This window comes from Pseudomonas sp. EA_35y_Pfl2_R111 (assembly GCF_963970955.1).
Taxonomy (GTDB): Bacteria; Pseudomonadota; Gammaproteobacteria; order Pseudomonadales; family Pseudomonadaceae; genus Aquipseudomonas.
This window is the reverse complement of the sequence record NZ_CAXAOM010000005.1, coordinates 79,100-104,476: the sequence shown is the minus strand read 5'-3', so window position 1 is coordinate 104,476 and position 25,377 is coordinate 79,100. Positions and strand designations below refer to the sequence as shown.

At 58.6% G+C, this 25,377-nt stretch carries 30 protein-coding genes; 18 read left to right on the top strand and 12 right to left on the bottom strand.

Annotated features, from left to right (window positions below; all coding sequences use genetic code 11):
- The first annotated feature begins 29 nt into the window (after positions 1–29).
- From AACY25_RS18125 to AACY25_RS18100, 6 genes are all read left to right on the top strand, one after another.
- Entirely contained in the window at positions 30–374 is a 345-nt protein-coding gene (locus AACY25_RS18125; protein WP_339526467.1) for a YciI family protein, read from the top strand.
- A gap of 55 nt (positions 375–429) precedes the next feature.
- Positions 430–1,215, top strand: a complete 786-nt coding sequence (locus AACY25_RS18120; protein WP_339526465.1) for a DUF899 domain-containing protein — start codon at positions 430–432, stop codon at positions 1,213–1,215.
- Positions 1,216–1,232: 17 nt separating this feature from the next.
- Complete coding sequence (locus tag AACY25_RS18115; RefSeq protein WP_339526463.1) at positions 1,233–1,661, top strand: YybH family protein; 429 nt, start codon at positions 1,233–1,235, stop codon at positions 1,659–1,661.
- Between the two features lie 173 nt (positions 1,662–1,834).
- Positions 1,835–2,245 carry an HPF/RaiA family ribosome-associated protein gene (locus tag AACY25_RS18110; RefSeq protein WP_339526461.1) on the top strand — a complete coding sequence of 137 codons (411 nt, stop codon included), beginning with the start codon at positions 1,835–1,837 and terminating at the stop codon, positions 2,243–2,245.
- 256 nt (positions 2,246–2,501) lie between these two features.
- On the top strand, positions 2,502–2,972 hold the full coding sequence (locus tag AACY25_RS18105; protein WP_339526459.1) for a hypothetical protein: 471 nt from the start codon (positions 2,502–2,504) through the stop codon (positions 2,970–2,972).
- 123 nt (positions 2,973–3,095) lie between these two features.
- Entirely contained in the window at positions 3,096–3,947 is an 852-nt protein-coding gene (locus AACY25_RS18100; protein ID WP_339526457.1) for a CAP domain-containing protein, read from the top strand.
- Between the two features lie 138 nt (positions 3,948–4,085).
- On the opposite strand, the gene AACY25_RS18095 is transcribed toward AACY25_RS18100, so the two are convergent.
- Positions 4,086–4,511 (bottom strand): helix-turn-helix domain-containing protein, encoded by a 426-nt coding sequence (locus AACY25_RS18095; RefSeq protein ID WP_339526455.1) that lies wholly within the window; start codon positions 4,509–4,511, stop codon positions 4,086–4,088.
- 72 nt (positions 4,512–4,583) lie between these two features.
- Between AACY25_RS18095 and AACY25_RS18090 the strand changes: the two genes are divergently transcribed.
- Entirely contained in the window at positions 4,584–5,093 is a 510-nt protein-coding gene (locus tag AACY25_RS18090) for a DUF2938 domain-containing protein (RefSeq protein ID WP_339526453.1), read from the top strand.
- Positions 5,094–5,103: 10 nt separating this feature from the next.
- Here AACY25_RS18090 and AACY25_RS18085 read toward each other — a convergent pair whose 3' ends face one another.
- Positions 5,104–5,685 (bottom strand): NAD(P)H-dependent oxidoreductase, encoded by a 582-nt coding sequence (locus tag AACY25_RS18085; RefSeq protein ID WP_339412367.1) that lies wholly within the window; start codon positions 5,683–5,685, stop codon positions 5,104–5,106.
- Positions 5,686–5,837: 152 nt separating this feature from the next.
- Between AACY25_RS18085 and AACY25_RS18080 the strand changes: the two genes are divergently transcribed.
- Both AACY25_RS18080 and AACY25_RS18075 read left to right on the top strand, forming a co-directional pair.
- Positions 5,838–6,143 (top strand): putative quinol monooxygenase, encoded by a 306-nt coding sequence (locus tag AACY25_RS18080; RefSeq protein WP_339526451.1) that lies wholly within the window; start codon positions 5,838–5,840, stop codon positions 6,141–6,143.
- A gap of 98 nt (positions 6,144–6,241) precedes the next feature.
- Positions 6,242–6,841 (top strand): DJ-1/PfpI family protein, encoded by a 600-nt coding sequence (locus tag AACY25_RS18075; protein WP_339526449.1) that lies wholly within the window; start codon positions 6,242–6,244, stop codon positions 6,839–6,841.
- 56 nt (positions 6,842–6,897) lie between these two features.
- Here AACY25_RS18075 and AACY25_RS18070 read toward each other — a convergent pair whose 3' ends face one another.
- Positions 6,898–8,250, bottom strand: a complete 1,353-nt coding sequence (locus AACY25_RS18070; RefSeq protein WP_339526447.1) for a sensor domain-containing protein — start codon at positions 8,248–8,250, stop codon at positions 6,898–6,900.
- A 211-nt stretch (positions 8,251–8,461) separates the two neighbouring features.
- Here AACY25_RS18070 and AACY25_RS18065 point away from each other — a divergent pair, with 211 nt between their 5' ends.
- The 3 genes from AACY25_RS18065 to AACY25_RS18055 all read left to right on the top strand — a co-directional run bounded on the left by AACY25_RS18065 (position 8,462) and on the right by AACY25_RS18055 (position 11,188).
- Entirely contained in the window at positions 8,462–9,145 is a 684-nt protein-coding gene (locus tag AACY25_RS18065; protein WP_339526445.1) for a response regulator transcription factor, read from the top strand.
- Entirely contained in the window at positions 9,135–10,394 is a 1,260-nt protein-coding gene (locus tag AACY25_RS18060) for a sensor histidine kinase (protein ID WP_339526443.1), read from the top strand. Before AACY25_RS18065 ends, AACY25_RS18060 begins: the two co-directional genes overlap by 11 nt.
- 65 nt (positions 10,395–10,459) lie before the next feature.
- Positions 10,460–11,188: a carbonic anhydrase gene (locus tag AACY25_RS18055; protein ID WP_339526441.1), complete on the top strand. Its 729-nt coding sequence runs from the start codon at positions 10,460–10,462 to the stop codon at positions 11,186–11,188.
- 53 nt (positions 11,189–11,241) lie between these two features.
- Here AACY25_RS18055 and AACY25_RS18050 read toward each other — a convergent pair whose 3' ends face one another.
- Together AACY25_RS18050 and AACY25_RS18045 are read right to left on the bottom strand one after the other, a co-directional pair.
- Entirely contained in the window at positions 11,242–12,624 is a 1,383-nt protein-coding gene (locus AACY25_RS18050; RefSeq protein ID WP_339526439.1) for a CSLREA domain-containing protein, read from the bottom strand.
- Between the two features lie 242 nt (positions 12,625–12,866).
- On the bottom strand, positions 12,867–13,553 hold the full coding sequence (locus tag AACY25_RS18045) for a GNAT family N-acetyltransferase (RefSeq protein WP_339526436.1): 687 nt from the start codon (positions 13,551–13,553) through the stop codon (positions 12,867–12,869).
- 168 nt (positions 13,554–13,721) lie between these two features.
- Here AACY25_RS18045 and AACY25_RS18040 point away from each other — a divergent pair, with 168 nt between their 5' ends.
- The 3 genes from AACY25_RS18040 (at position 13,722) to AACY25_RS18030 (ending at position 15,147) form a co-directional block, all read left to right on the top strand.
- Entirely contained in the window at positions 13,722–14,465 is a 744-nt protein-coding gene (locus AACY25_RS18040) for a class I SAM-dependent DNA methyltransferase (RefSeq protein WP_339526434.1), read from the top strand.
- Between the two features lie 167 nt (positions 14,466–14,632).
- Entirely contained in the window at positions 14,633–14,857 is a 225-nt protein-coding gene (locus tag AACY25_RS18035) for an addiction module protein (RefSeq protein ID WP_339526432.1), read from the top strand.
- Positions 14,854–15,147, top strand: a complete 294-nt coding sequence (locus AACY25_RS18030) for a type II toxin-antitoxin system RelE/ParE family toxin (protein ID WP_339526430.1) — start codon at positions 14,854–14,856, stop codon at positions 15,145–15,147. Before AACY25_RS18035 ends, AACY25_RS18030 begins: the two co-directional genes overlap by 4 nt.
- Positions 15,148–15,249: 102 nt before the next feature.
- On the opposite strand, the gene AACY25_RS18025 is transcribed toward AACY25_RS18030, so the two are convergent.
- The gene (locus AACY25_RS18025; protein ID WP_339526428.1) at positions 15,250–15,951 is read right to left on the bottom strand and encodes an FMN-dependent NADH-azoreductase; all 702 of its coding nucleotides are present in this window, start codon (positions 15,949–15,951) and stop codon (positions 15,250–15,252) included.
- 118 nt (positions 15,952–16,069) lie between these two features.
- On the opposite strand from AACY25_RS18025, the gene AACY25_RS18020 reads away from it, so the two are divergent.
- Positions 16,070–16,969 carry a LysR substrate-binding domain-containing protein gene (locus AACY25_RS18020; protein ID WP_339412349.1) on the top strand — a complete coding sequence of 300 codons (900 nt, stop codon included), beginning with the start codon at positions 16,070–16,072 and terminating at the stop codon, positions 16,967–16,969.
- A gap of 112 nt (positions 16,970–17,081) precedes the next feature.
- On the opposite strand, the gene AACY25_RS18015 is transcribed toward AACY25_RS18020, so the two are convergent.
- From AACY25_RS18015 to AACY25_RS18005, 3 genes are all read right to left on the bottom strand, one after another.
- On the bottom strand, positions 17,082–17,582 hold the full coding sequence (locus AACY25_RS18015) for a hypothetical protein (RefSeq protein WP_339526426.1): 501 nt from the start codon (positions 17,580–17,582) through the stop codon (positions 17,082–17,084).
- 223 nt (positions 17,583–17,805) lie between these two features.
- The gene (locus AACY25_RS18010; RefSeq protein WP_339526424.1) at positions 17,806–18,114 is read right to left on the bottom strand and encodes a hypothetical protein; all 309 of its coding nucleotides are present in this window, start codon (positions 18,112–18,114) and stop codon (positions 17,806–17,808) included.
- Positions 18,115–18,264: 150 nt separating this feature from the next.
- Positions 18,265–18,618 carry a MerR family transcriptional regulator gene (locus tag AACY25_RS18005; RefSeq protein ID WP_339412343.1) on the bottom strand — a complete coding sequence of 118 codons (354 nt, stop codon included), beginning with the start codon at positions 18,616–18,618 and terminating at the stop codon, positions 18,265–18,267.
- A gap of 83 nt (positions 18,619–18,701) precedes the next feature.
- Here AACY25_RS18005 and AACY25_RS18000 point away from each other — a divergent pair, with 83 nt between their 5' ends.
- On the top strand, positions 18,702–19,517 hold the full coding sequence (locus AACY25_RS18000; protein WP_339526422.1) for an aminotransferase class IV family protein: 816 nt from the start codon (positions 18,702–18,704) through the stop codon (positions 19,515–19,517).
- A 285-nt stretch (positions 19,518–19,802) separates the two neighbouring features.
- Entirely contained in the window at positions 19,803–20,333 is a 531-nt protein-coding gene (locus AACY25_RS17995) for a DUF421 domain-containing protein (RefSeq protein WP_339526420.1), read from the top strand.
- Positions 20,334–20,627: 294 nt separating this feature from the next.
- Here AACY25_RS17995 and AACY25_RS17990 read toward each other — a convergent pair whose 3' ends face one another.
- The 3 genes from AACY25_RS17990 to AACY25_RS17980 all read right to left on the bottom strand — a co-directional run bounded on the left by AACY25_RS17990 (position 20,628) and on the right by AACY25_RS17980 (position 25,189).
- Positions 20,628–21,158 (bottom strand): REP-associated tyrosine transposase, encoded by a 531-nt coding sequence (locus tag AACY25_RS17990; protein ID WP_339526417.1) that lies wholly within the window; start codon positions 21,156–21,158, stop codon positions 20,628–20,630.
- A gap of 995 nt (positions 21,159–22,153) precedes the next feature.
- Positions 22,154–23,812 (bottom strand): P-loop ATPase, Sll1717 family, encoded by a 1,659-nt coding sequence (locus AACY25_RS17985; RefSeq protein ID WP_339526414.1) that lies wholly within the window; start codon positions 23,810–23,812, stop codon positions 22,154–22,156.
- Positions 23,813–23,938: 126 nt separating this feature from the next.
- Positions 23,939–25,189 (bottom strand): ribonucleotide-diphosphate reductase subunit beta, encoded by a 1,251-nt coding sequence (locus AACY25_RS17980; RefSeq protein ID WP_339412336.1) that lies wholly within the window; start codon positions 25,187–25,189, stop codon positions 23,939–23,941.
- Positions 25,190–25,377: the final 188 nt, after the last annotated feature.

Below are 25,377 nucleotides of genomic sequence, written 5' to 3'. Positions count from 1 at the left end.
TAACCGCGCCACACCCCCCGGAGAACGTCATGAAATACCTGTGTCTGGTCTACAGCAACGAGCATGAGCTGCACAACTCGCCCGACAGCCCGCGTGACGAAGAGTGCTTCGCCTATGCCGAGTCGGTAGCCGATAGCGGCCGCATGCTTGCCGCCGAAGCGCTGGAGTCGGTACAGACTGCCACCACGGTACGCATGCGCGGCGGCAAGCTGTCGATCATCGACGGCCCGTTCGCCGAAACCAAGGAACAGTTGGCTGGTTTCTATCTGGTGGAAGCCCGTGACCTTAACGAAGCCATTCAACTTGCTGGGCATATTCCAGCGGCGCGCGTCGGTTGCGTGGAAGTCCGCCCGGTGCGCGAGCTGCAGGTCTAGGCCACAGGCTGCGAGCCTGGCAGCGTGATCAATCAACGGAAGAGGAACACTAGCCATGAGTCGTCCTGAATACCCCAAGATTGCCAGCCGTGAGCAGTGGCTGCTTGCCCGCAAGGCCTTGCTGGCCAAAGAGAAGGCGCTGACTCAGCAGCGCGATGCACTGAACGCCGAGCGTCGCCAGCTGCCGATGGTCAAGGTCGAGGCCGATTACCGTTTTCATGGGCCCGAGGGTGCAGTGGGTCTGGTCGACCTGTTCGCCGGGCGCAGCCAATTGATCGTCTACCACTTCATGTACCACATGGACCGTGGCGAGGGCTGCGACGGCTGCTCCTGCGTGGCTGACAATATCGGTCACCTGGCCCACCTGCATGCCCGCGATACCACGCTGGTGATGGTTTCCCGTGCGCCACTGGCGGATCTGCAAGCGTTCCAGCGGCGCATGGGCTGGACCGTGCCCTGGTATTCCTCGCTGGGTAGCGCCTTCAACTACGACTACCACGCCACGACCGACGAGCAGGTCGCTCCGGTCGAATACAACTACCGCGACAAGGCCGAACTAGAGCGGCTTGGCCTGAATTACCACGTGCAAGGTGAGCAACCCGGCGTCAGCGTATTTCTGCGCGATGGCGCACAGGTCTATCACTGTTACTCCAGCTATGGCCGTGGCCTGGAAATGCTCATGAGCAGCTTCCACTACCTCGACCTCACGCCATTCGGTCGTGGTGAAGGCTGGGACGGTATGCCCGATCTGGACGGCAAGGGCCTGCACTGGACCCGCCTGCACGACGAATACCAGCAACCGGCAGCAGCCCATGATTGCTGCGCCTCAACCAAGCCCTAAACGTAAGGAGTACGACCATGAGCAACGCACAAACGCAAATTCAACAGCAACTGGACTCCTGGGCTGCGGCCTGCCGCGCCAAGGACGTTAGCCAGATCATGCGCCACTACGCCGAGGATGTGGTGGCCTACGATGCCATCGGCCCGCTGCGCTTCCAGGGCCGCGCGGCCTATCAGGTGCATTGGCAGGCCTGCATGGAAATGTGCAGTGGCCAGGCGTTATTTGAGATCCATCAGCCGAGCTTTTTGCTCAGTGATGGGCTGGCCGTGGTGCACTACCTGTTCCACTGTGGCGGCAGCGATGACAAGGGCGAAATGCAAAGCAGCTGGATGCGCGTCAGTCAGTGTTTCCGCCTGCAGGGCGGGCAATGGCTGATCGCCCATGAGCATTTCTCCATGCCGTGCGATATGGAAAGCGGAAAAGTTTTGTTTGATTTGCAGCCCTAGCCTTGCAACTCACGGGGCGCAAGGGCTGCAGCCAACCAGCGGTGGTTGCGCTGCAGATTTGTGGTTACGACCAACGTCTTAGTACTTGCCTAAAGGGGGGCTGAGTGGCGTAGGCTGGAGTCGTCGCCTTGCTTGGCGACGCTATTCGCGAACAGTTGAAGAAGGAAAGCTATATGCAAATCCAAGTTCACAGCGATAACCACATCGAAGGCAGTGCCCGTCTGGTTGAGTGGGTCAGTGCCAGTGTTGCCAGCAAGCTGGAGCGCTTCGATGACGAGTTGACCCGTATCGTTGTCCATCTACATGACGACAACGGTGCCAAAGCCGGCGCGCATGACAAGCGCTGCCAGATCGAAGCACGGCCAAAGGGCCTGCAACCTATTTCCGTCACCCACAAGGCCGAGTCACTGGAACAGGCCATCGACGGCTCCATCGAAAAACTGCACCACGCCCTTGAGCACCAATTCGGCAAGCTGCGCAGCAAGCGCGCCACCCCTCTGCACACCAACCAGTCGGCTGATATAGGTCAGGATGCATTGTTGGAAGAAGACTTTCTCGCCGAGGAGCAGCTGCGCGCGGTCTAACAAAACGCTCCGGGCGGCCGGCCAGGCTGGCTGCCCCATCTATTCATTACACGCGCCCCTGCAGTCTTCTGCGGGGGCGCTGTCGTTTCCGGGCCTGGGTTGTGCGCTGCCAGCGGCAACAGCCGGCCTGGAGCGGCAAAGCGCTGCCTCTTTGTCCAAGGTGGAATGAGCGCTAAGCCCCGGTTTTGCTGGCTTGTCAGTGGTTGGCCCATATTCTGCAGAAATGCCTGCCAGCTGACCTATGCAGGGATTCGCCATGACCAGTATTTCCAACAACTCGCCGCTGGCGAGCTACTTCACCAGCACCGCCAAACCCAGCACGGCTGGGGCCGCAGGCAGTGGCAGCAGTACCGAAAAACCGACCAGCGCGCCGGACCCGCTTGCGGAAATCCGCCGCTTTGCCAGCGGCATGGTGGCCAACAGCCGCGGCGGCCTGCTGCGCGCGATGCATGCCGAGAGCAGCGGCGCCAGCAACGCGATTGCCAGTGATCGCTTCCGCCCTGTGGCCGAGCCGGAGAGCGATACCTCGAAAATTGCCCTTCCGGATGTCGCCGAACTGGATCGCGAAGACGCTGCCAAGCTGCTGGCGCAGATCAACAAGTTGGTCGATGCCGGCCTGGACAAGAGCGATAGTTTCGTCGGCTACAACGGCGAGCAGCAGACCGACTCGCTGGCTACCTATCGCGATTGGTTGCAGGCCAGGGGTGGCGTCAGCATTTACGTATAAGCGCTCGGCCACCGAGTTTGCCAGTCGGCTACCTGCGCGTTGGGCTGGTCTCAGCGCGCGAGGTGCGCCAAGATCACCCGACCACAGTGATGGGCATACCGCATGCTCAGGTCGAGGGGATTTATGGCTAGCAAGGAATTTATTCGGGCGTTCGCGGCCGTGGGGTTGGCGCTGGTGTGCGCTGCGGGTGCGCAGGCCGCCGAGGAGGCGCAACTGGTTGGCTTGATCAACAACTATCGCAGCGAAGTGCAGCGTTGTGGCGATCAGGCTTCCGCCGAGTTGCCGCCGCTGACGGCTGATCCGCGTCTGGTGCAGCCAGTGGGTCGCTCGGGGGATTTGCAGCAGGCGATGAGTGCAGCGGGCTATCCGATGGTCAACGTGCAGGCCATCAGCCTGTCCGGCCCGCGTGATGCGGCTGCGGCGCTGAAAGTGCTGCAGGAGAGCTTCTGCAAGATCGTGCTTGATCCGCAGTTTGTCGATATCGGCGTCAATCGGCAGGACCGCGAGTGGCGCATTCTGCTGGCCCGGCCGCTATTGGCCGCGCGCCTGGGCGACTGGCAGGCGGAAGGGCAGAAGCTGCTTGAGCAACTCAATAGCGCCCGTAGCACGGCGCGCCAATGCGGCGACCAAGCCTTTGCCGCTGCAGCCCCGCTGGTGTGGAATGCCACCTTGGGCAGCACCGCCGAAGCCCATAGCCGTGCCATGGCCAACGGCAATTTCTTCGATCATCAGGACCCCGATGGCCGCACCCCCGGCGACCGTGCAGAACTGGCCGGTTACAGCGGTCAGCGCGTCGGGGAAAACATTGCTGCCGGCCTGGATAGCGCGAGCAAAGTGGTCGACGGTTGGCTGGCCAGCCCCAGCCACTGCGCCAACCTGATGAACCCGCAATTTAGCGAACTGGGCGCGGCCTACGCCAACGATCCCAAGAGCGACGCGGGGATTTACTGGACGGCAGTGTTTGGCGCGCCGTAGGCAGCCGGCGACGTTGAGGCATAGGGGGTTTGCGGGTCGAAAAGCCTAACGTGTATTGCGCGGTTGGCTGTTATTGGTGGTTTGCTCATCAAGGTGGACAAGCTTCGCGTTGTCCACCCTACAAACGGGGCCAGACAGCTATTTACCCGATGATTTGGCTTTGACCTGGGCCGTGGTGCGGGCGGCCAGGTTCATCAGTTGCTGGAACTTCGGGCACTCCAGGTGGTTTTCCGCTGGGCAGGAGGCCGCGTGGCGCAGGCCGTCGCGGATGGCGCTTAGGCGTTTGATGCTGCGGTCCAGCTCGTCGGCCTTGGCTTGCAGTTGTGCGCGATCAATCACTGGCTGGGTGCCTGCGGCGAGCATGCTAGCGATCTCATCCAGAGAAAATCCCGCTTCGCGGCCTAGGGCGATCAGCGCCAGGCGCTGGATCACCGATTCGCTGAATACCCGCTTGAGGCCGTTGCGGCCGATGGAGCGGATCAGGCCTTTCTCTTCGTAATAGCGCAGCGTCGACGCCGGCAAACCGGACCAGTGCGAGACTTTGCCGATATCCATCTCTTTCATCCTTGACCTCAAGTTGACTTGAACTGGCAGGCTTATCAAAACAGCCTTTCAGACAAAGCAAAAGAGGTGGATATGAACAGTCAATTGATCCTGCAGGTGCTCTTGGTGGGCGTGGGTGCAACGCTGCTGATGGATGCCTGGGCGCTGGTGCGGCGGCGCTTGTTCGGCATTGCCTCGCTGGACTACGCCCTGGTCGGCCGCTGGCTGGGGTATATGCGCCATGGCCGTTTTCAGCATGCGGCCATCGGTAAGGCGCAACCGGTGCGTGGCGAGCGGTTGCTGGGTTGGTGCAGCCATTACCTGATCGGCGTGGCCTTTACCGGCCTGTTTGTGCTGTTGGTGGGGCCGCAGTGGCTGTGCCGGCCAACGCTGCTACCGGCGCTGTTGCTCGGCGTTGCTAGCGTGGCCGCACCGTTGCTGCTGATGCAGCCGGGGTTCGGCATGGGATTGGCGGCCTCGCGGATGGCCAATCCCTGGCAGGTCAGGTTGCGTGCGTTGGTCACCCATCTGGTGTTCGGCTTTGGTGTGTACCTGGTCGGCTGGCTTGGGGCGCAGCTGTTGGCCTTACCCCTCTGCCGCTAAGGTCGGCTGCTTAGCGCAGCACCTGCGCCAGATGCTGCTCGTAGCGCAGGATGTCGGTCTCGATGGCGGGGCGCTTCATCACGTCGACGCAGAGGAAGGTTGGCAGAGCGTTCATGCCGAGAAACTGGTTGGCCTTGTGGAAGGGCAGGTAGACGGCGTCCACGCCCTTGCCTTCGAAGAAGTCAGTCGGGTCGTCGAAGGCTTGCTGCGGCGCGTTCCAGGTCAGTGACAGCAGGTACTGCTTGCCCTGAATCAGGCCGCCGCTGCCGTATTTCTGCGAGGCGTCCGAGCGGGTGCGGCCGTCGCTGGCGTAGAGGCTGCCGTGGCCTTCGGTAAACACCTCGTCGAGGTACTTTTTCACCGTCCAGGGCGCGCCCATCCACCAGCCTGGCATCTGATAGATGATCACGTCGGCCCAGAGGAATTTCTGCACTTCCTCGGCGACGTCGTAGCCGCTGTCGATATGGGTCTTTTTGAGGTCGAAGCCGGCGCGATCGAGAAAGGCCAGTGCGGTGTCGTGCAGGGTGGTGTTGTAACGACCAGCGGAGTGGGCGAACTGTTTACCGCCGTTGAGTAGCAGGATCTTCTTCATGGCATGGGCCTCGGGAAATTGATGGCGGCATGCTAGGACGGGCGCTCGGGTAGAAACAGCCGCTGGCGGGCAAATGACATGTGACTAAAACGCATGAATAAGCCTGTTTTGGCTGTTGTAGGGTAAATAAACCCACCCGCCAGGAGCCCCAGATGGCTGATCAATACGGATTTATCCTGCATGCCCACACCCGCCCGGAAAAAGCCGCGGAGTTCGAGGCGCTGTTCCGCGCCTATGTCGAGCCCAGTCGCGCCGAGGCGGGCTGCATTGCCTATCACATGCTGCGCGACAGCCAGGACCCGACGCTGTTTATCTTCTACGAGGTCTGGCAGACGCAGGAGCACCTGGCGATTCACAGCGCCTTGCCGCATATGCGCGAGTTTTATGAGCGACGCATGGACTACCTGCGCAGTGATTTCGAGATCCGCGAGATCGAGATGCTTAGCCCGGCGGGCTGACGGCTCGCGTCTGTATGGCTGTTGCCGCGTGTGTCTGTGTCTATGCCACGGCAGCTACCGGGCAGAGAATGGCCAGACTCCATTGCGCAGGGCACGCCATGCATATCGCCATTCTCACCTTTGACGGCTTCAACGAGCTGGATTCGCTGATTGCCCTGGGCATTCTCAACCGTATCAAACAGCCGGGCTGGCGCGTGTCTCTGGCAGCGCCAAGCGAAACAGTGACCTCGATGAACGGCGTGAAGCTGCATCGTCAGGCGCGGCTGGATGAGATCGAATCATTCGATGCGGTGCTGGTCGGCAGCGGCATCAAGACCCGCGAGATTGCTCAGGACGCAGACGTGATGCAGTGGCTGGCGCGGCTTGATCCTGCACGTCAGCTGATAGGCGCGCAGTGCTCCGGCACGTTGCTGCTGGCCAAGGCCGGCTTGCTGGCAGGCATTCCGGGCTGCACCGACCTCACCACCAAGCCATGGGTACAGGAGGCTGGCATTGAGGTGCTGGAACAACCCTTTTTCGCTCGCGGCAATCTGGCCACTGCTGGTGGTTGCCTGGCCTCGATCTATCTCGCCGCCTGGACGCTGGCGCACCTGGTTGGGCGCGAGGCAGCGGCCGAAGCGCTGCATTATGTGGCGCCGGTCGGGGAGAAGGAGGAATACGTGGCGCGGGCGCTGAGTAATATCGAGGCCTATCTGTAGGCGCGTTTTTTCGCTGTGAAGGGGCGGAGGTTATCCGTCGCGAGAGCCGCCAGGCCTTAATTCAGCGGCTTTTCAACCACCACATAACGCTTGCCGCCACTGCGTTTGGCCACGTACATGGCTTCATCCGCATGACGTACCAGTTGCAGCTCACTCTGGCCGTGCTCGGGGTGCACCGCGATGCCCAGGCTTGGCGTACTGGTCAAGGTGTGCCCTTCCAGCAGGTAGGGCGCGCTGAGGGCGGCAATAATCTTCTCGGCCACCAGGGTGGCATCTTCCTGGCGGCCGATGTTGTCAACGATCACGGCGAACTCGTCGCCGCCCAAGCGGCCCACCGTATCGGACTCGCGCACGCACTGGCGCAGGCGCCGCGCCACTTCCTGCAGCAGCAGGTCGCCTGCGCTGTGGCCGAAGCTGTCATTGATCTGCTTAAAGTTGTCCATATCGAGATACAACACCGCCAGGCGCAAGCTGTCTCTTTTGGCCCGCTGCAAGGCACTGCGTAAGCGGTCGAGAAACAGCGTGCGGTTCGACAGTTCAGTCAGCGGGTCGTACTGGGCGAGAAACTCCAGGCGCGACTGCGTGCGCTTGCGCTCTATCGCCGCTGCCACCTGACTCGCTACGAACTGCAGCAGCTCCTGGTCCTGTTCGTTGTAACGCACGCTGGCACTGTGGTTCTGCAACACCAGTGCGCCGAGAGTCTGGGTGCCCGAAATCAGCGGCACGCCCAGCCAGTCGAGGGCATGCGCAGTGGCCGCTGTACCATGCAGGGCAAGCCACTGTGGGACTGTTGCAGGGGTTAACAGCAGGGCGTTGCCCGTGCGAACCACCTCTGCGCAGAAAGCGCGGGTGACGGCTGGGGCGCCGCACGGATCGACCTGATAGGCAACGCTGAGCTGGTCACTCGCAGCGTCGTGTAGCGCTACGCAGAAGTGCTTGGCCGGCATTAATTGTGCGATCACCTCATGTACACGGCCGTAGAGCTTGTGCAGATCGCTAACCGCGTGGGCCGCTTCCGATACCGCATACAGCGCCGCCTGTACCGCCTCGGCACGTTTGCGCCGCGAAATATCGCGCGCCACACCGACGCGCACTTGCTCGGCTTCAAGCCACTGGGCAGACCACATGATGTGGACGATATGGCCGTCTTTATGGATATAGCGGTTTTCATGGTCGTGCGAGGGCTGGCCCGAATTGATGTGCTTGATCAGCGCCCGGCTGGCGGCGTGGTCGTCCGGGTGCATGAGTTCAAAGGCAGTGCGGCCAATCATCTCCTCGGGCCGGTAACCAAAAACCCGCTCGCTGGCCGCGCTAACGGAGAGAAAGCGGCCGTCGATATCCACTACGCAGACAACGTCCAGCAGCAGATCCAGTAGCTTGTCGTGAGGCAGGTGTGAGTTTGAGGTCATGGCCGTGAATATACTGTGCGGCCCGCAAGCTTCCTAGCGGGATGATTTTTCGCCAAGCGTGAGTCGCCTCAAGGCTGAAATGCACAGTAGCGGTTGTAGTTGTGGCATTGCAGGATGAGTCATTGGCCACCGCCGAACGGGTGGCGTTAATCGGCACGATCACCCAAGCAGTTTTTCAACTGTTCGCCAACGACCGAAAAGTGGGGCTCTTATGCATGTGCTGATTGTCGAGGACAACCCGGACATCATCGCCAACCTGTACGGCTATTTGGAGCCGCTGGGCTATACGCTGGATGTGGCGCGCAACGGTAATGCCGGCGTCGCGTGCGCTACGGGCGGTTGCCATGATGCGATCGTCCTCGATCTGTCGTTACCGGGGTTGGATGGCATGGAGGTGTGCCGCACGCTGCGCCGGGAATATCAGCTGACCACGCCGATCCTGATGCTGACCGCGCGGGACACGGTGCACGACAAACTGGCCGGCTTCGAGGCCGGGGCTGACGACTATTTGGTCAAACCTTATTCCCTGCCCGAGCTGGATGCCCGCCTGAAGGCGCTGGTGCGCCGCTCGCGCAATGAGCATGTGCAAGCGCTACTGAGTTTTGGCGAACTTTGCCTGGATGCCGGTATCGGCCGAGCCACGCGCGCAGGGCTTCAGCTCGATCTGACCCCCACGGGTTACAAGATTCTCAGCGCACTGATGCGCGCCGCGCCAAGGTTGATGACGCGCGAAGAGATCGAGCGCCAGGTGTGGGGGGACAATCCGCCGGAGAGCGATGCCCTGCGCACTCATATCCATACCCTGCGCCGCGCGCTCGATAAGCCGTTCCCCCAACCAATGCTGCTGACGCTGCCAGGCATCGGTTATCGACTGGTGGCGCCTGATGAAACCTAGGCTCTCGCTCAAACAGCACATCGCACTCGCCTATATTCTGCTGGCGGTTACGTTGGCCGGTGTCTTTGGCCTGGTTTCCTATATCTCCGTGGGGATTGTTGAGGAACAGATCATCGATGTACGTCTGGCCAAGATGGCGGACGGGCTGATTAGCTCGGTGCAGCAGGACCAGCTGCCGAATGCGCCCGCAGATGTGCGCTTTCTGCGCGACGCCAATATTCCGCAGGCGCTGCGCCAACTGCCTGTGGGCATTCACGAGCTGACGCTCGCCAATCGGCATGTCCATGCCGTGTTACGCGAGCACGGCGGCAGTCGTTATGCGGTGGTGCAGGAGGTGGATGAGCTGGCGCATACGGAATTGATCATCCTGCTGTCTCTGGCCAGCGGCTTTGCCGTCAGCGTATTGCTCGCCGTTGTGCTGGGCATGCTCAGTGCGCGGCGGCTGATCGCCCCGGTGGTGGCGCTGGCCGATGCGGTGCAGCGTAATGCCGGGTCGACGGAGCTGCCGTCGCTTAACGCGCACGATGAAATTGGCGTTCTGGCACGTGCCTTCGCCAAGCGCACCGACGAACTGCAGCAGTTTCTCCAGCGCGAGCAGATGTTTACCGGCGATGTCAGCCATGAATTGCGCACCCCTTTGACTGTCATGCTCGGCGCAGCGGAAGTGCTGACCGCGCAACTGGCCGACCAGCCGGCGCAATACGCCACGGCAGAGCGCATCCGCCGCGTGGCTGGGGAAACCGCGCAGCGGGTCAGTGCACTGCTGCTCCTGGCACGTGCTGCAGAGACGCTGGATGCACCTCGCACCGTGCTAAACGTCATTATTGAGGCGGAAATGGAGCGTTACCGGCCTCTGCTGCAGGGCAAAACGGTCGAGTGTCGGCTGGAGTGGCGTGAGCAGGTCACAGCTCATGTGCGCCCCGAGTTGGCGGGAATCATTATCGGCAACCTGCTGCGCAACGCTTGCCAGCATACCGAGCAGGGCAGCATTACCGTGCAGCTTGGCGCTGGCTGGCTGGTAGTCGAAGACAGCGGTACGGGCATTCCCCAACGAGTGCGCGAGCGCTTGTTCGAACGCTTTGTGCACGAGGGGCATTGGCCGGCACACGAGGGCTCGGGCCTGGGGCTGTCGATTGTAAAACGCGTGGCTGATCATATCGGTTGGGACGTGCGCCTGGAGACTGTGCCGGGCGGGGGCACCCGTTTCGTCCTGTCATTTCCAGCGCTGCCCACCACTCAAACCTCTTAACGCCGTCTTAACGCCGGGGTGGCTATGGTGCGGCTTCCGTGAGCAAGCTATTCAAGAGGAAGCGCATGAAAAGAGCATTGATCGCAGTGGGTCTGTTGTTGTCATCCGGCATGGCGTTCTGCAGTGACGGCGCCGCCTGGGACTACAGCGGTGCCAAAGGGCCGGAGAACTGGGCCAAGCTCAGCCCAGAGTACGGGGCGTGCGCCGGGAGCAATCAGTCGCCGATCAACCTGAGCGGGTTTATCGATGCCAAGTTGCAGCCCATTGCCTTTGCCTACAACGCCGGCAGCGCTGAAATTCTTAACAACGGCCACACCGTTCAAGTAAACGCTCAGGCGGGTAGCTCCATCGTCGTGGACGGTATTCAGTTCGAGTTAAAACAGTTCCACTTTCACGTGCCGAGTGAAAACCTGATCAATGGCAAATCCTTCCCCATGGAAGGGCACCTCGTACACGCCGACAAGAATGGCCACCTGGCCGTTGTAGCAGTCATGGTGAGCGAAGGGGAAGCCAATGAGGCGCTGGAAAAAGCCTGGGAGCAAATGCCGAAAAAAGGCGAAAAACTGGCGCTGACCGCAGACATTTCCCCGCTGGAAATCCTCCCGGAAAACCGCGATTACTATCGCTTCAACGGTTCATTGACCACGCCACCGTGCTCCGAGGGCGTGCGCTGGCTGGTGATGAAACAGCCGATTACTGCATCCAAAGCGCAAATAGAGAAGTTCTTGTCGGTGGTGCATCACCACAATAACCGCCCGGTGCAAGCGATCAACGCCCGCCCGGTGTTGGAGTAAACGCAGCAGGTTCCTGCGAGCCGGGCGGGTTGTGGAAAACTGCCCGGCGCCGCCTAGGGCTGCGCTCGTTCATATGCACCCAAGTCGCAGACGGCGACGCCATCAGCATCGCCATCGAGCGGACGTGGCTGGCGGCGTTGATCATGCCCGCTGCAGGAGCCGAGCCCGGCATCCAGGGCCATGCTGCCGGGGCGCAAGGCCAGTGTATGAGTCAGGCCGCCATGGTACGCCAGTGGTTCGAGCAAGTGACTGAACACCCGCTCGCCGGCTTCGTGAAGGTCCGCCGTGCAGCTGCTGGTTGGCGACGTGGTCAGCAGGCCGACCGCGCGATAGCTGGAGACGGGCCCGTAGGTGATGCAGTCGACGGCCTGATCACTTTCATACGGATCGTAGTTGCCGACCATCAGGCTGTTGCGGATCAACACCTCGCCCCGGTTCACCAGGCCCGGGCCGCTGGAGGCAGCGATGCTGACGTTGATCAGGGTGGCGCTCGGTAGCGGCTCACTGGAAGATTCCACATAGCCGTTGTAGAGGGCGCTCCAGTTATTGCTCAGGGTGCTGTTGCTCAGCTTTAACAGTCCCGTGCCTGTGTTGAATATGGCGCCGCCACCGCCCATTTCTGCGTGCTGATTGAAGCTGAACAGGCTGCGCGCGATATCCGCCGTGCCCAGGTTGTAGAGTGCGCCGCCATGCCCGCGGTCGGCCTGGTCATCAACGCTGTTACGCTCGAACTGGCTATCGCGCACCAGCAACTCACCGGTATTGAAGATGGCGCCGCCGCGGCCGAAGTTGTTGCCGTAATACAGCCCCATCGCCTTGCTGCGCTGGAACGTTGAGGCATAAATCTGCGCGCTGCCGTAGTTGGCCAGAGCCCCGCCCTGGCCCCAGGCGAATGCTTCGGCAAGCGGCGGTGGGCTGGCTATCGAGTGCGGGGTGCTGACCTGGTTATTGTCCAGGCGCACCTGGCGCAACAGCAGCTGAGCATGGTTTTCCAGCGCGCCGCCATTGCGTGCCGAGCGGCCGTTTTCCAGGCTTAAACGCAACAGTGACAGACGCGCGCCTGGGCGCACTTCGAACAGGCGGCTCTCGACCTGGCTGATAATCCGCGTGCGCTGCTCGCCACTGCCCTGAATCGTCAGCTCGCCCAGCACATCGAAGTCGCCATCAAGATTGTCGTCCTCATCGCCGGCAAAGCCGCTGGCATCCGGCAGGCTCGGCCGGCTGAGCAGATAGTTGCCGGGCGCCAGGCGAATATGCTGCACGCCGCCGGCCTGGGTGGCCGCCGTGATCGCATCACGCAGGGAGCAATGGGCATCACAGACGCCGTCGTATTCATCGGCGCTCAAGGTGACCTGCCACGGCTCGCCAGCGATCGCGCCAGTAGTCGTTAGCAGGCCGCAGAGAAACGTTATCCGGCTATTTAGGGCGCGCGGCATAGGGGAACTCCTTGTCAGTGAGCAACAATCAGGGGCTTGAATCTATGCGGCCCGCTAACGGCCCGGCGTCACTGGCAACGCGAGGGGCGATTGCTCGGCGCACGTAACGGCTATGGCCAAATGCTTAGCTGGCGCTGCGGGTAACTGCCTCAGGTGTGGAGTGCGAGGCTGCGTGGGGAGTTCAGTCGTCGGCAGATTTGCGGACGGAAGGTGTGTTTACCTCGTGGAAAGCTGCGCATTGCTCAATGCACGATAAGCCGCTCGCGCACCAGCGCCTGCGCCTGCTGGGCCATTTGGTCGAGCAGGCGGTCGCGCTGTTTCTCCGCGTCGCTCATGGCCCGCTTGCCGTGCTGCTTCATCAGGTAGGCGTGGATCTGCCGGACTTCCGTGGATTGGAAAATCGGCGCCAGGTCCTGCACCGCCAGCATGCCGTCTGCGCTGTGGTTGCGAGTGCTCATCAGTACCTGCGGCCCGCGCGCGGCCAGCACCTGAAAACCCATGGCCTCGAAGGTCGCGACCTTGCCCGCCACGCAGGCCAATTCGGCATGCGGGTGGCGGCTGGTCATCTGCTGCAGCATGGCGCGGGCAATGCCGTGGCGGCGTTGGCTGGCCTGCACGGCCATATACGCCAGGGTGCAGGCTTCCGGAGCATCCTTGGCCGGCAGGTACAGGGCAAAGCCCAGCACCTGGGACGGGTCCTGATCACTAAGGGCCAGGATCAACCGCGCGCTGCTCTGCTGTTCACTGTCCATGGCCTGCAGGTACAGGTGCATCTCGTAGCCGATCACGTACTGGTACAGCTGATACAGCGGGTTGCTGGGCGTCAGCGACACCGGGCTGATGTCGCTGAGGTAGTCCACCACCATCTGCAGCACCTGGCTGTTCAGCGATTCGGGTGGCGGGCTATCCAGGTGTACAAGGGTGAACATCGTCAGTCTAGCTCCGGGGCGGGCGCGATTGGGCGGGCGGCGAGGGCAGCATTGTAACGCCCTCGGGTTTGCTCCTGACCATGCGTCAGTGAGTATCTGCACGGGGTTGGCCTGGCTTCGACTATGATGCGCCACCTTAAAAAGCCGCTCGTCCATCATCAGGTCACTATGTCCGTTAATGCCCTCTATACCGACCTGTCTGATTATTACGATCTGATGTGCGCGGATATTGACTATCAGGCGCAAAGCCACTGCATACACCGGCTGCAGCAGCTGTTCGGCAACGCCGGCAGCCGCCACCTCGATCTGGCGTGTGGGACAGGGCCGCATGTGCGCCATTTTATCGATGCCGGCTACATCAGCAGCGGCCTCGACATTAACCAGCCGATGCTGGACAAGGCCGCCATACGCTGCCCGCAAGCGCACTTTGCCTTGCAGGATATGTGCGGTTTCAGCGTGAGCGAGCCGCTGGACCTGATCACCTGCTTTCTCTATTCCATCCATTACAGCGGCGGTATCGAACGGCTGAAAGCCTGCATCGCCAGCGCCCATGCGGCGCTCGCAGTCGATGGGCTGTTCTGCTTTAACGTGGTCGATAAGGGCAAAATCGACAACAGCCTATTTGCCGCGCACAGCACCCAACACGCTGACGACCACTTCACCTTCAGTTCCGGCTGGCATTACGCCGGTGCGGGCGAGCAGCAGGTATTGCGGCTACAGATTGAAAAGACCACGGCCGGTGAGACCCTGGTGTGGCACGACGAACACCCCATGGTGGCGGTGGGCTTTGTTGAATTGCAGGCGCTATTGCGGCCTTACTTTGACGTGCATGTGTTTGAGCATGACTACCAGAAGCTTATCCCGTGGGATGGGGTTTCCGGCAATGCGCTATTTGCCTGCGTAAAGATTTAACGGGTTGAGTCACAGCGCGGGCGGGCCGCGTTGTGTTGTCCGTGAGATGCGAATAGCGTGTTGCGAACATGCGCTGGTTTTCCCCTTGTAACGCACAGGTACCGAACCATGGCACCTGCTAGCCATCCGTGCCAAGATTTGCCGATAGACAAGCGAGAGGTTTTTCCATGGATCTGCAGAAAATTGAGGATGAAGCTCTTCACCTTCCCAAGAAGGAACGTGCGCAGTTGATCCAGCGTTTGGTCCTGAGTCTGGAGAGCCCCTCAGAAGAAGAGCTTCGATCAGACTGGTTGCTTGAAGCACGACGGCGAGCAGAAGAGCTTGATAGTGGCTCGGTTCAGGCTGTACCCGGTGATGAGGTGATAAAGAAGGCTAGGGCCCTGATTCGATGAATTATTCTTTTCACCCGGCAGCGGAAGCCGAGTTTCTTGAATCAGTCGGTTATTACGAATCGAAGGTTCCTGGATTGGGTGGGGCCCTCGTTACGGAGTTCGAGGCCCTGGCTACCTTGATTGGCGAATCACCAAAAGCCTGGCTAGTTGAGCTTGAGCCAGATATCCGCAGAGTTCCCCTTCACCGCTTTCCGTTATCCATCGGTTACCGGGAAAAGCCTGACGGCTTTCAGGTTCTGGCTGTTGCCCATCACCGCCGACGCCCGCAGTACTGGCTTGGTAGGCGTTAACTCCCCTAGCGTTTTTGACCATCAAGGTGGACAAGCTTCGCGTTGTCCACCCTACAACTGCGCGCCTACAGGCCCATAAGCGCGCGGTGCTGACCATCGGTTTCAGGCCGGCTCTGGCGTGCGATTTACCTGCAGCGCTTGCTGCAGTTGCGCCACCAGAGCATCGACCTGGTTCATCGCTTGCGCCACAGACTCGGCCAGCAGCTCACCGCCGACTTCCTGACCCTCGATGGCAATCTGGTGCACCTGGGTAATGCCGATAAAGCCGAGGGCGGTGATCAGGCTGGGTTCCAGATGGTTCATATGCGCCATCGCGCCGCCAACGCCAAAGCCGACCCCGCCTCGGGCCGAGAGAATGACGGCATGGCGGGGGCGGTCAGCGAGCATCGGCACGTAAGGGTCGAGCGGATTACTTTCATCGATCTCCACCGTTCTGCCGGCACGCACGACCTGATCGACCCAGGCTTTGAGCGCGGCCGGCATGCCGAAGTTATAGAGCGGCGCGCCGATCACCAGCACGTCTGCGGCAATCAACTCATCGACTAATTGGTCACTTTCGACCAACGCGTCCTGCATCCACGGCTCGCGCTGCTGCTCCGGGGTAAAGGCGGCGGCAATCCAGTCGTGGTCGATGATCGACGGCGGGTTCTGGCCGATGTCGCGGTAGGTGAGGGTGTCTTGCCCACGACGGGCCAACCATTGGCTGACAAAGCGCTGAGTGAGGTTGCGGCTGTGTGAACCGTGCAGATCTTTGCCGGCGAGGCCGGGGCGGGCGCTGGTATCCAGGTGCAGGATATGTGGCATGTCGAGTCTCCTTTCGAAGTTGAATTCATCTGTTATTCACTGCAAGCTCAGGCTAAGTTCAGCCCGCACGGGCGACAAACGACGATTATTTTCAGGTATGGATGAGGAGGGTTCATCTATGGCGCAACGCTGGTTACCTTCGCTTTCCGCCTTGCGGGCCTTTGAAGCGGCTGCCCGCCACGAGAGTGCCAAGCAGGCCGCGGAAGAACTCTCGGTGACTGCCACGGCGATCAGTCACCAGATTCGGACCCTGGAAGAATCGCTCGGCGTTGCCTTGTTTCTGCGCAAGCCGCGCCAGCTTGAGTTGACCGCCCAGGGGCGTGAGTTGCAGCAAGTGCTGGAAAGCGCTTTCGACAGCATCAGCGCAACGGCTAGACGCCTCAGTGCGTTGCCCTGTCGTCAGGCCATTACGCTCAGCACCACGCCAGCCGTGGCGGTGCGTTGGTTGTTGTCCTGGGTGTGCATGCTGCGCGATGCCCACCCGACTATCGACCTGCGTATTCACGCCTCCCATGAGCCGGTGGCTCTGGATGGCGTCACTGCAGATATCGCCATTCGTTACGGCGACGGCCGCTGGCCGGGGCTGGTCGCCGAAAAGCTGTTCGACAACACCTTTATCCCGGCCTGCAGCCCACACCTCGGCTTGCACGATGCGGCCGAGCTGCCCAAGCATTCGCTGATTCATTTTCGTAATCAGGCCGTTGTTTCTTCACCGCTGGATTGGGCCATATGGCAGAAGAAGGCCCAAGTGCCGGGGCTGGATGTTGGCGCCGGGCTGGTGTTCTCCGACGAGACCCATGCCATCTCGGCCGCCGTCGGCGCGCAGGGTGTGGCGTTGATGAGTCGCCAACTGATCGAGGATGAGCTGAGGGAAGGGCGGCTGATACAGCCCTTCGGCCCGGAGCTGGAAGGCAAGCCGTTCTTTCTGGTGTACCCGGAGAGCCGCAAGAACGACCCGACCATTCAGGCGGTGCGCGATTGGGTGATGGCCGTGCCGGGCGGGCTGTGTACGCTTTAGGGTGGCGGTATAGCTTGGATTGGTCCGCCTTCTTGCCCAGGCGCTTTGGCGTCAGGCTGCCTTGCGGGGTGGTGTCGTGTTCTTGGTGCCGCTACTTACGCATTTCGCGCATCTAAGCCGAAGGCTCCGCCGCATGGTTTGGCTGTGACATGAGGCTTTTGGTTTTGGCCGCAAGCACGGCGGCCTGAAGCGCGCTCAGGGTTTTCTTACCCGCCGGATACTCAAACACTTTGCTCTCCGCCAGCGTGTAAACGTGCTCGCCGTTGTTCAGCGTGACCTGCAGAAATGCCAGGTGATCCGTCCATGAGCGATAACGGCGCACCATAAACAGGCTGTGTTTGGAGGTGACCGAGCGAATGCGGGTCAAGGGAATCTGCCGTTGACCCGCGTCGCGGGAAATCACCAGCTCATCGTTATGGATAAACGCAGGGCCACATTTTCTGACCCTGAAATATTCAACGGCAAAGCGGCCCCACAGGATAAACAGCACCGGTACAACCACCCATACCTCGGCGCGTTTCATATCGGGCAGGGTGAACAGCAACAGAACGCCGACCGTGACGAAAATGGCGAGGGTAACGAAGCGGTAGAAATAGACGCTCTGGAATTCCATGAGGGTCAGAAATCGGGTGTCCATACGCGTGTTATCCCTCGACGTTGTGCGATTGAGCGCTGATGGGCTATCCGGCATTTGAGCAGAGCAGGACGCTGGCTGCGCTAGCCAAACGTGAAATATATGCTCTGCCCCTGTTTCTTATGGATGCTTTCAATTGATATCTAGCCGCAGACTTCGCACCGCTTATAGAAGGGTGTCGCGTGCCCCAGCTGCATCTGGGCTATTCGCTATGCTCGCTTTCGAAACGTCGCGCTACATAGCTCATCACGATACCGGCGACGATACCGATGGCTCCACAGGTAAACCCCATTGGCCTGTTTGTCATAAAACCGACGTTCTTCACATGGACTGGTAAGCCGAGCAGGCCGGTAAAAAGCAGCATCGCAACCGACATGGCAATCAGAAATATGCCGCCTGCTCGCCACGACTGGGTGGCAATGCCCTTGCTTCGGCAATAGGCAAACGCGATGCCCAACGGCAGCAGAAACTGGGTCGCGAGGAATAGGATCAGGTTGCTGCTGTCGTTCATCGTCGTCTGCTTCTGTATGGGGTCCGAGCAGGGTATTGCATCTGCTCGACATGCCGGGTGATCTGTCGCGCAAAACGGTCGTGAGCGTAGCGGGCGAGCCCGATGGCGCGTTTTTCATCCACTACTGTGGCGGTTGTCCGGGCTACTCACTCAGTCGCGCTCAACTTCCTGAAGGAAACTCTCCAGAATCGTCCGGCTTTGGGCCAGCTCCGCTGTCTTCTGATCGGCAATACGGATTTGCTCATGCAGGACGCTACGTAGCTCATCGCATGGCTCAAAAGCGAGGCCTTCGCCTCTCACGCACGGCAAGAATTTCAAGATGGTCGCCAGGGTCATGCCGGCCGCGCCGAGCAATCGGATGCGCTCGACGGTTCGTAATTCTTCTGCCGCGTAATCGCGATACCCGCTTTCGGTGCGCCTCGGTTTCAGCAGCCCTTCGGTTTCGTAGTAGCGGAGCATGCGTATGCTCACGCCAGAACGCTTGGATAACTCACCTATTTTCATAGCATTTTCCGCCTTGACTCTCACAGTGCTGTCAGGGTCGATGATAGGGGCTCGATTAATTGAGCACCATCAGGAGATATCTTATGACGACCCATCCGCACACCTATCTTTCCTATATCAATGGACATCCTGGCACCGCTGCGCAGTTGAACCCTCTGGCGTTCGCAGGGTTCGCTCACTTCACGGCGATGCAGGTGAGAGACGCCAAGATCAAGGGGCTGGATCTTCACCTCGATCGTCTGCGCAATGCCTCCTTGGCGTTTTTTGGCCGGGCACCGTCCGATGAGTTGCTGCGCTCGTACATACGGATGGCGATTGAAGAGGGGGCAAGAGATCAGTCGCTGACGCTTACCGTCTTTTCACCTCACGGCGAGTTCATCGCCGATAGCATGAATGTGGAGCCTGCCGTATTTGTCCGTACTGCAGCCCCATCCGTCGGGCCGAAAGGTCCCTTGCGGTTGAGCGCAATTGAGCATCAGCGGCCGCTGGCTGCAATCAAACATGTCGGTGAGGTTGGCAAAACCTATTACCTTCACCAAGCCATACGACAGGGCTTTGACGATGCGGCTTTTGTGAATGAACGTGGGTATTTGAGCGAGGCCACGATATGGAATCTGGTCTTCTGGGACGGTGAGGCAGTGATCTGGCCCAAGGCCGATATGCTGAAAGGCACCATGATGGGCATCGTTCAGCGTCAGCTTGAACGCCTTGAGGTGCCCCAGCGCCACGAGTTCATCAGTCTTGACCGCTTGAAAGCGCTTTCCGGCGCGGCTGTGATGAACTCATGGACCCCAGGGATTCCAGTCACAGCTATTGCTTCCCATACCTTTGAAGAGGCCAGGCCGTTTATCGAGCTGTTGCATAAGGCCCACGAGGCTGAACCCGCCGAGCTCCCCTGAAATGCTCAAAACGAAAAAGGGGCGTGGATAAATCTGCCTCCTTCCGGCAGATAAGCTGCGCGTTACCCGCCCTACAACTGTCCATTATTGCGTAGGGTGGATGACGCGTTGTTCATCCACCATTTGGCGTGTCGGTTGTCCGGGGCTACTCGCTGCTCCGTGATAGAGGCGCGCTGAGGTGTAGAGCCGGGTAGTGATCGGCGCAGGGCATCAAGGGTGCGTACCCACGCACAAGGGTGGGTACGATCAAACGTTGTGTACAGCTAACGCGAAAGGAGAGCAGTGATGGACGGTATGTTTTTCGATGGTGGGCAGGTGCTCGTTCGCACGGTAACGGTGGGCGTGCTGGCATATATCAGCCTGGTGCTTTTCCTACGCCTTTCGGGCAAGCGCACGTTGTCAAAAATGAATGCCTTCGATCTGGTCGTCACCATCGCGTTGGGCTCGACGCTCGCTACCATTCTGCTCAGCAAGGACGTTTCCCTGGCCCAGGGCGCGCTGGCCATGGCCTTGCTAATTGGCCTGCAATACCTGGTCACGTGGACCAGTGTCCGTGTCCGCTGGGTACGTCGCCTGGTTACCGGAGAGCCGACGCTGTTGTTCCACCGTGGCGAGTTTCTGCCCGGCGCCATGCGAGCGGCCCGAGTGACCGAGGATGAGGTGCGTTCTTGCATTCGGTCTGCAGGTATTGAGGCGCTCGCGGATGTTGAGGGCGTTGTTCTGGAAACCGATGGCACGTTCAGTGTGGTTAAGCGTGGCTCAGGCGGGGAGCGCGCTTCGAGTTTGGCGGGGTTGGCGAGGCCGGATAAGCGTTAGCTGTGCGGTATTAGCGACTGCCGATTGGTGTTTTGCGTCGCCTGTGAGGTCGCGGATTGAAAGGCAAAAGCCTCGTGCGGTATTGGTTTTTGTTGATGGCTTGTTTATCACGGTGGACAAGCTTTGCGTTGTCCACCCTACAAATGCCCATCACCGCGTAGGTTGGATGGTGCTCTATTCATCTACCGTTGTTGCGGTTGTCCGGGCTACACGCCACGTCCCCGCGCATGGGTGTCCGTAGGGTGGATGAGGTTTTTTTTCATCCACCGTCGCGGTGGTTGTTCGGTTACATGTTCACTCACCATAACCACTATCGATCTGCTTCGGCTCGACACACCAATCTGCAGAATAAAGACCCGTTGCCACTGCACGGTGAAAGCTTGAATAGGGCCAGTCCGCCAGCCGTTCGACATACCCATGCTTTAGCGGATTTGAATGGATGTAGTCGAAGTGGCGTTGGTAATCCCCTTCATCGCGGATCAGGTGTTCCCAGTAGCGCCGCTGCCAAATACCGCGCTCGCGTCGGCGCTGTTGATTGACGGAGCGGGCTTCGGTGATTGGCAAGCGTTTGGCGAAGGCGAACTTGATGACCTTCCAGCGCAAGGCAAAGTCGGTATCGCCTGGCGGTAGCGTCCACATGCAGTGCATATGTTCAGGTAGTACCACCCAGGCGTCGATATGGAAGGGATGGCGCAACCGCGTCGCGCGTACCGACTCGCGCAATAGATCGATTTCACGGATCAGCAGATTGCTGCTGCGGTCACTCAAGTTGACGGTAAAGAAGTAAGTGGCACCGGCAACACGGGTGCGGCGGTAGTTGGGCATGGCGGCTCATCCTTGAGCGTTTGGGTGTTTGAACCATTGTGGACAAGCTTCGCGTTGTCCACCCTACACCCGGTATGCCGGTGATCCGTAGGGTGGATGACGCTCTTTTCATCCACCGTTGCGGTGGTTGTCCGGGCTACTTGCTGATGATTTGCTCAGTGAGCCATTGAAGCTCATTTTCTTGGAGCAGGTTTCGAACTGAGTGTTAGCCATGGGCATGGCTCGTCACGCTTGGGCTCTGTGTACAGACGCCGCTTATAAGTTGTCTGGTCGAGCGGTTCCGCCCTTACGGCGGCTCACTTTTGGCAAACGCCCGGATGGCCGGCCCCGCCAAAAGTAAGCAAAAGGTCTTGCCCCTTGCATTCGGGTCTCGCTGCGCTCGACTTCCCTCGTTCCATCATTGCTCCAGGGGCCCGCCGCGAAGGGCCATCCCTGGCCCATCGCGGCTCTCACGGCATCCATGCCGCTCAACCCCTTACGTAACGATTCCGCTCGGCCTGCTGATGGGGCGTTTGGCGTCGTCTGTGAGGTCGCGGATTGAAAAACAAAAGCCTCATGCGGTGTTGGTTTTTGTTAATGGTTTGTTTATCACGGTGGACAAGCTTCGCGTTGTCCACCCTACGCCGGAATATCGGTGATCCGTAGGGTGGATGACGCTCTTTTCATCCACCGTTGCGGCGGTTGTCCGGGCTACTCGCTCTTCGCTCTGCCTTCCACAAACCACCCAAACAACGCGGTCCCCGAATCCCGTCAGGAGGCCGAGCGGAGGTGCTGTGGAGAGGGGCGTTTGGCATGGATGCCAAACGAGGAACGATGGGCCAGGGATGGCCCACCGTGACGACGCTCGGAACAGCGCCGGAGTTGAGCGCAGCGAAACCCGGATGCCGGGCGCGCTTTCTCTTTGGTTACCTTCTCTTTGCGCGCGCAAAGAGAAAGTGACTCGCCGTAAGGGCGAAATCAGTAACAGAAGAATGAATCTATTTGTAGGGTGAACATTAATCCAAATTTTCAATCTCAAAGACTTCATGCTTGTCAGCAATTATGTCTAGTGCGCGATGTAGCATTTTATGAACTTTCATATGTTCGGCTCTTCGTATTTCTCCTCTTGAAATAGACGACTGATCGATATAGGACCATATGAAGGTTTCGGTTGCTCCTGCTTTTACTCCAAGTGCACCAACTTTGTATAGGCAGGAGAACATTGTTGCTAAAACATCGGACTCCTTGATGCCTTTGCTGTCATAGTATTTTTTAGAGGCAATTGTGCATGGATCATTGTTCTTGTACTCATACAGCGACATCATTGATTCTTCAAGTTTTGTGTCTTTTATTAACGACCTTGTAAATGTTGACTTGACTCCTCGTAAAACTTCCACAGTATCTTCGAATGAAGGGTACACATCACCCCATTCTTCCTTTAATGATTTTAATCGTTTGGTTGAGTACTGTGCTTCTGCCGCTAGAAGCGCTCGCCAAGAAACGCGCTCTCTGTCATAGGCTATTGAGAAGCACTCGTTAATAAATTGAAGAATGTCTCGCGGCCTTCTTAATGATCGTTCAATTATAAAATCTAGGGATGTTTGTCCGCCGCCTTTTCGTGGTTTTGGAAATATATGATCGAATGTAATTTTTTCTTTTGTGTATTGGCTTTTGAATACTTCATTTGTTCTGAGTTCTATTAATTTTTCTAGGTCTTCGGGGGACCATTTGATATCCAGTAAATATGATTCGTATTTTTCTTCTTGGAAGCCAGAGTCTCTTGTTTTGTCAAAAACAAGTTCCAGTAAGTCTTTGCGCAATGCTGCAATAATTTTCACTTGCCTTATCTTGCGAAAGGTTTTTATTTCTTCAATTAGTGCTCGAATGAAGTGGCATCGCGTGTCTGTACTTGCCCAGTCCTCGTCAAGTTGATCAATTAGGATGAAGAATTTTTTCTGAGGGTCTGTAAATGAATGCTCGGCAAGAAGCTCCAGCATTTCATTGAGCTTCTTTATTTGTAAGCCGTTAACAACTTGGCTTGCTCTCTGTTTGATTTCTAGTCTTGTTTCTTCGGAAAGCCTTTTTGCGCCCTCTAAGGATAAATCTAGTCCGTGATATTTTGATCCGATTGTCGCTTTGGTGTCTCTCTCGAGTTTGTTTGTTATTTCTTTTAAATGCTCACTTGTATCAAGCCAGAATTTATCACTCCACTCATTGAAGTATTCGATGGCTTTTTTCTTTGCCGCGTCTCTGCTAAATGCTGTTAGAATACCGTCTAAAAAGCCGCGACTATCTACCTCGGTTTTTATGTCGTATCTGAGCTTTAGAAGCTCGACTGTTAATACGTGTCTCCAAAGCAATCTATAGAATAGATCTAGGTTTATTCCGAGCTCTTCAAAAAATTGAATAATATCTGAGTTTTCGAGAAATCTGAGTGATATGTCGTTTGGGTCTAGCCTTATGCTCTTAGGGGCTAGTTCCTCTATCTTATATATGAGGGCACTTTTTCCTGAGCCGGTTCTTCCAAGTATTATTGAAGTTGGGCTGTCGATAGACGTCAAAAGATTGAGGTGGCCGTTGTCAACGAAGCATTTTTTAAGTAGCTCTGTGTCGGCTTCTGCATCTAAAGCCCCGATTTTTAAGTTCCTTGTTATTTTTATTTTCGAATCTTCCATAAGTCTCTCTTGTAAATTGTGTTGTGACAGAAATGAAAAGCCCCGCACTAGGCGGGGCTTTTCGTCTTTGTCGCTGCCCCGAACTTCAATTCCAGGTAAAGCGCTAACTAAGTGGTTAGTGAGAAATCAATCCCAGCTCAACGCCCCACCAGTCTGATACTCAATAACCCGCGTCTCGAAGAAGTTCTTCTCTTTCTTCAAGTCCATGATTTCGCTCATCCATGGGAACGGGTTAGAGGTACCTGGGTACTCTTCCTTCAAACCAATCTGGGTCAGACGACGGTTGGCGATAAATTTGAGGTAGTCCTCCATCATCGCGGCGTTCATGCCCAGTACGCCGCGCGGCATGGTGTCGCGTGCGTATTCGATTTCCAGCTGAGTGCCCTGCAGAATCATCTGAGTGGCTTCGTCTTTGAGCTGGGCATCCCACAGGTGCGGGTTTTCGATCTTGATCTGGTTGATCACGTCGATGCCGAAGTTCAGGTGCATGGACTCGTCACGCAGGATGTACTGGAACTGCTCGGCCACGCCGGTCATCTTGTTGCGGCGACCCATGGAGAGAATCTGGGTAAAGCCGCAGTAGAAGAAGATGCCTTCCAGTACGCAGTAGTAGGCGATCAGGTTGCGCAGCAGTTCTTTGTCGGTCTCAACCGTGCCGGTGTTGAAGGTCGGGTCGGAGATCGAGCGGGTGTATTTAAGGCCCCAGCTGGCTTTCTTCGCGACCGATGGAATCTCGTGGTACATGTTGAAGATCGCGCCTTCATCCATGCCCAGCGATTCGATGCAGTACTGGTAGGCGTGGGTGTGGATCGCCTCTTCGAAGGTCTGGCGCAGGATGTACTGGCGGCACTCCGGGTTGGTGATCAGGCGGTACACGGCCAGGGCCAGGTTGTTGGCAACCAGGCTGTCGGCAGTGGAGAAGAAGCCGAGGTTGCGCATGACGATGCGGCGCTCGTCGTCGGTCAGGCCGTCCGGGGTTTTCCACAACGCGATGTCCGCGTTCATGTTTACTTCCTGCGGCATCCAGTGGTTGGCGCAACCATCCAGATACTTCTGCCAGGCCCAGTCGTACTTGAAGGGTACGAGCTGGTTGAGGTCGGCGCGGCAGTTGATCATGCGTTTTTCGTCGACGGCTACGCGTGCGGCGGTGCCTTCCAGCTCGGCCAGACCTTCGGCGATGTCGAGTTGGTCGAGCGAGGCTTTAGCGCGGGCGACGGCGTCGCTGTCATCGCTGGCCACGGCGCGGGCTTCAACGGCTGCAGCGCCGCCAACCTGATCAAGTTTGTCGATGCTCATGTCTGCCATGTGGGCAGTGGCTTTGTTGGTTACAACGGCTTCGGCGCCGTCTTCCTTGTCAAATTCATCCCAGCTCAGCATGGCTTGGCTCCTGCTTGCGGGCCGGTGAAATAACCGACCTGTGTGGATATACAGTCTTTATTGTGTTCCGTTGCGTACAGCGCGCAAGGGCAAAACGGGTACCGCTGGTCGGGGTGGCTCTAGTGGCCGGTGTTGCCCCGAGGCCCACGCCGGTAAGGGCAGGGGCAGGTAATAAGTGGGGAGGGCGG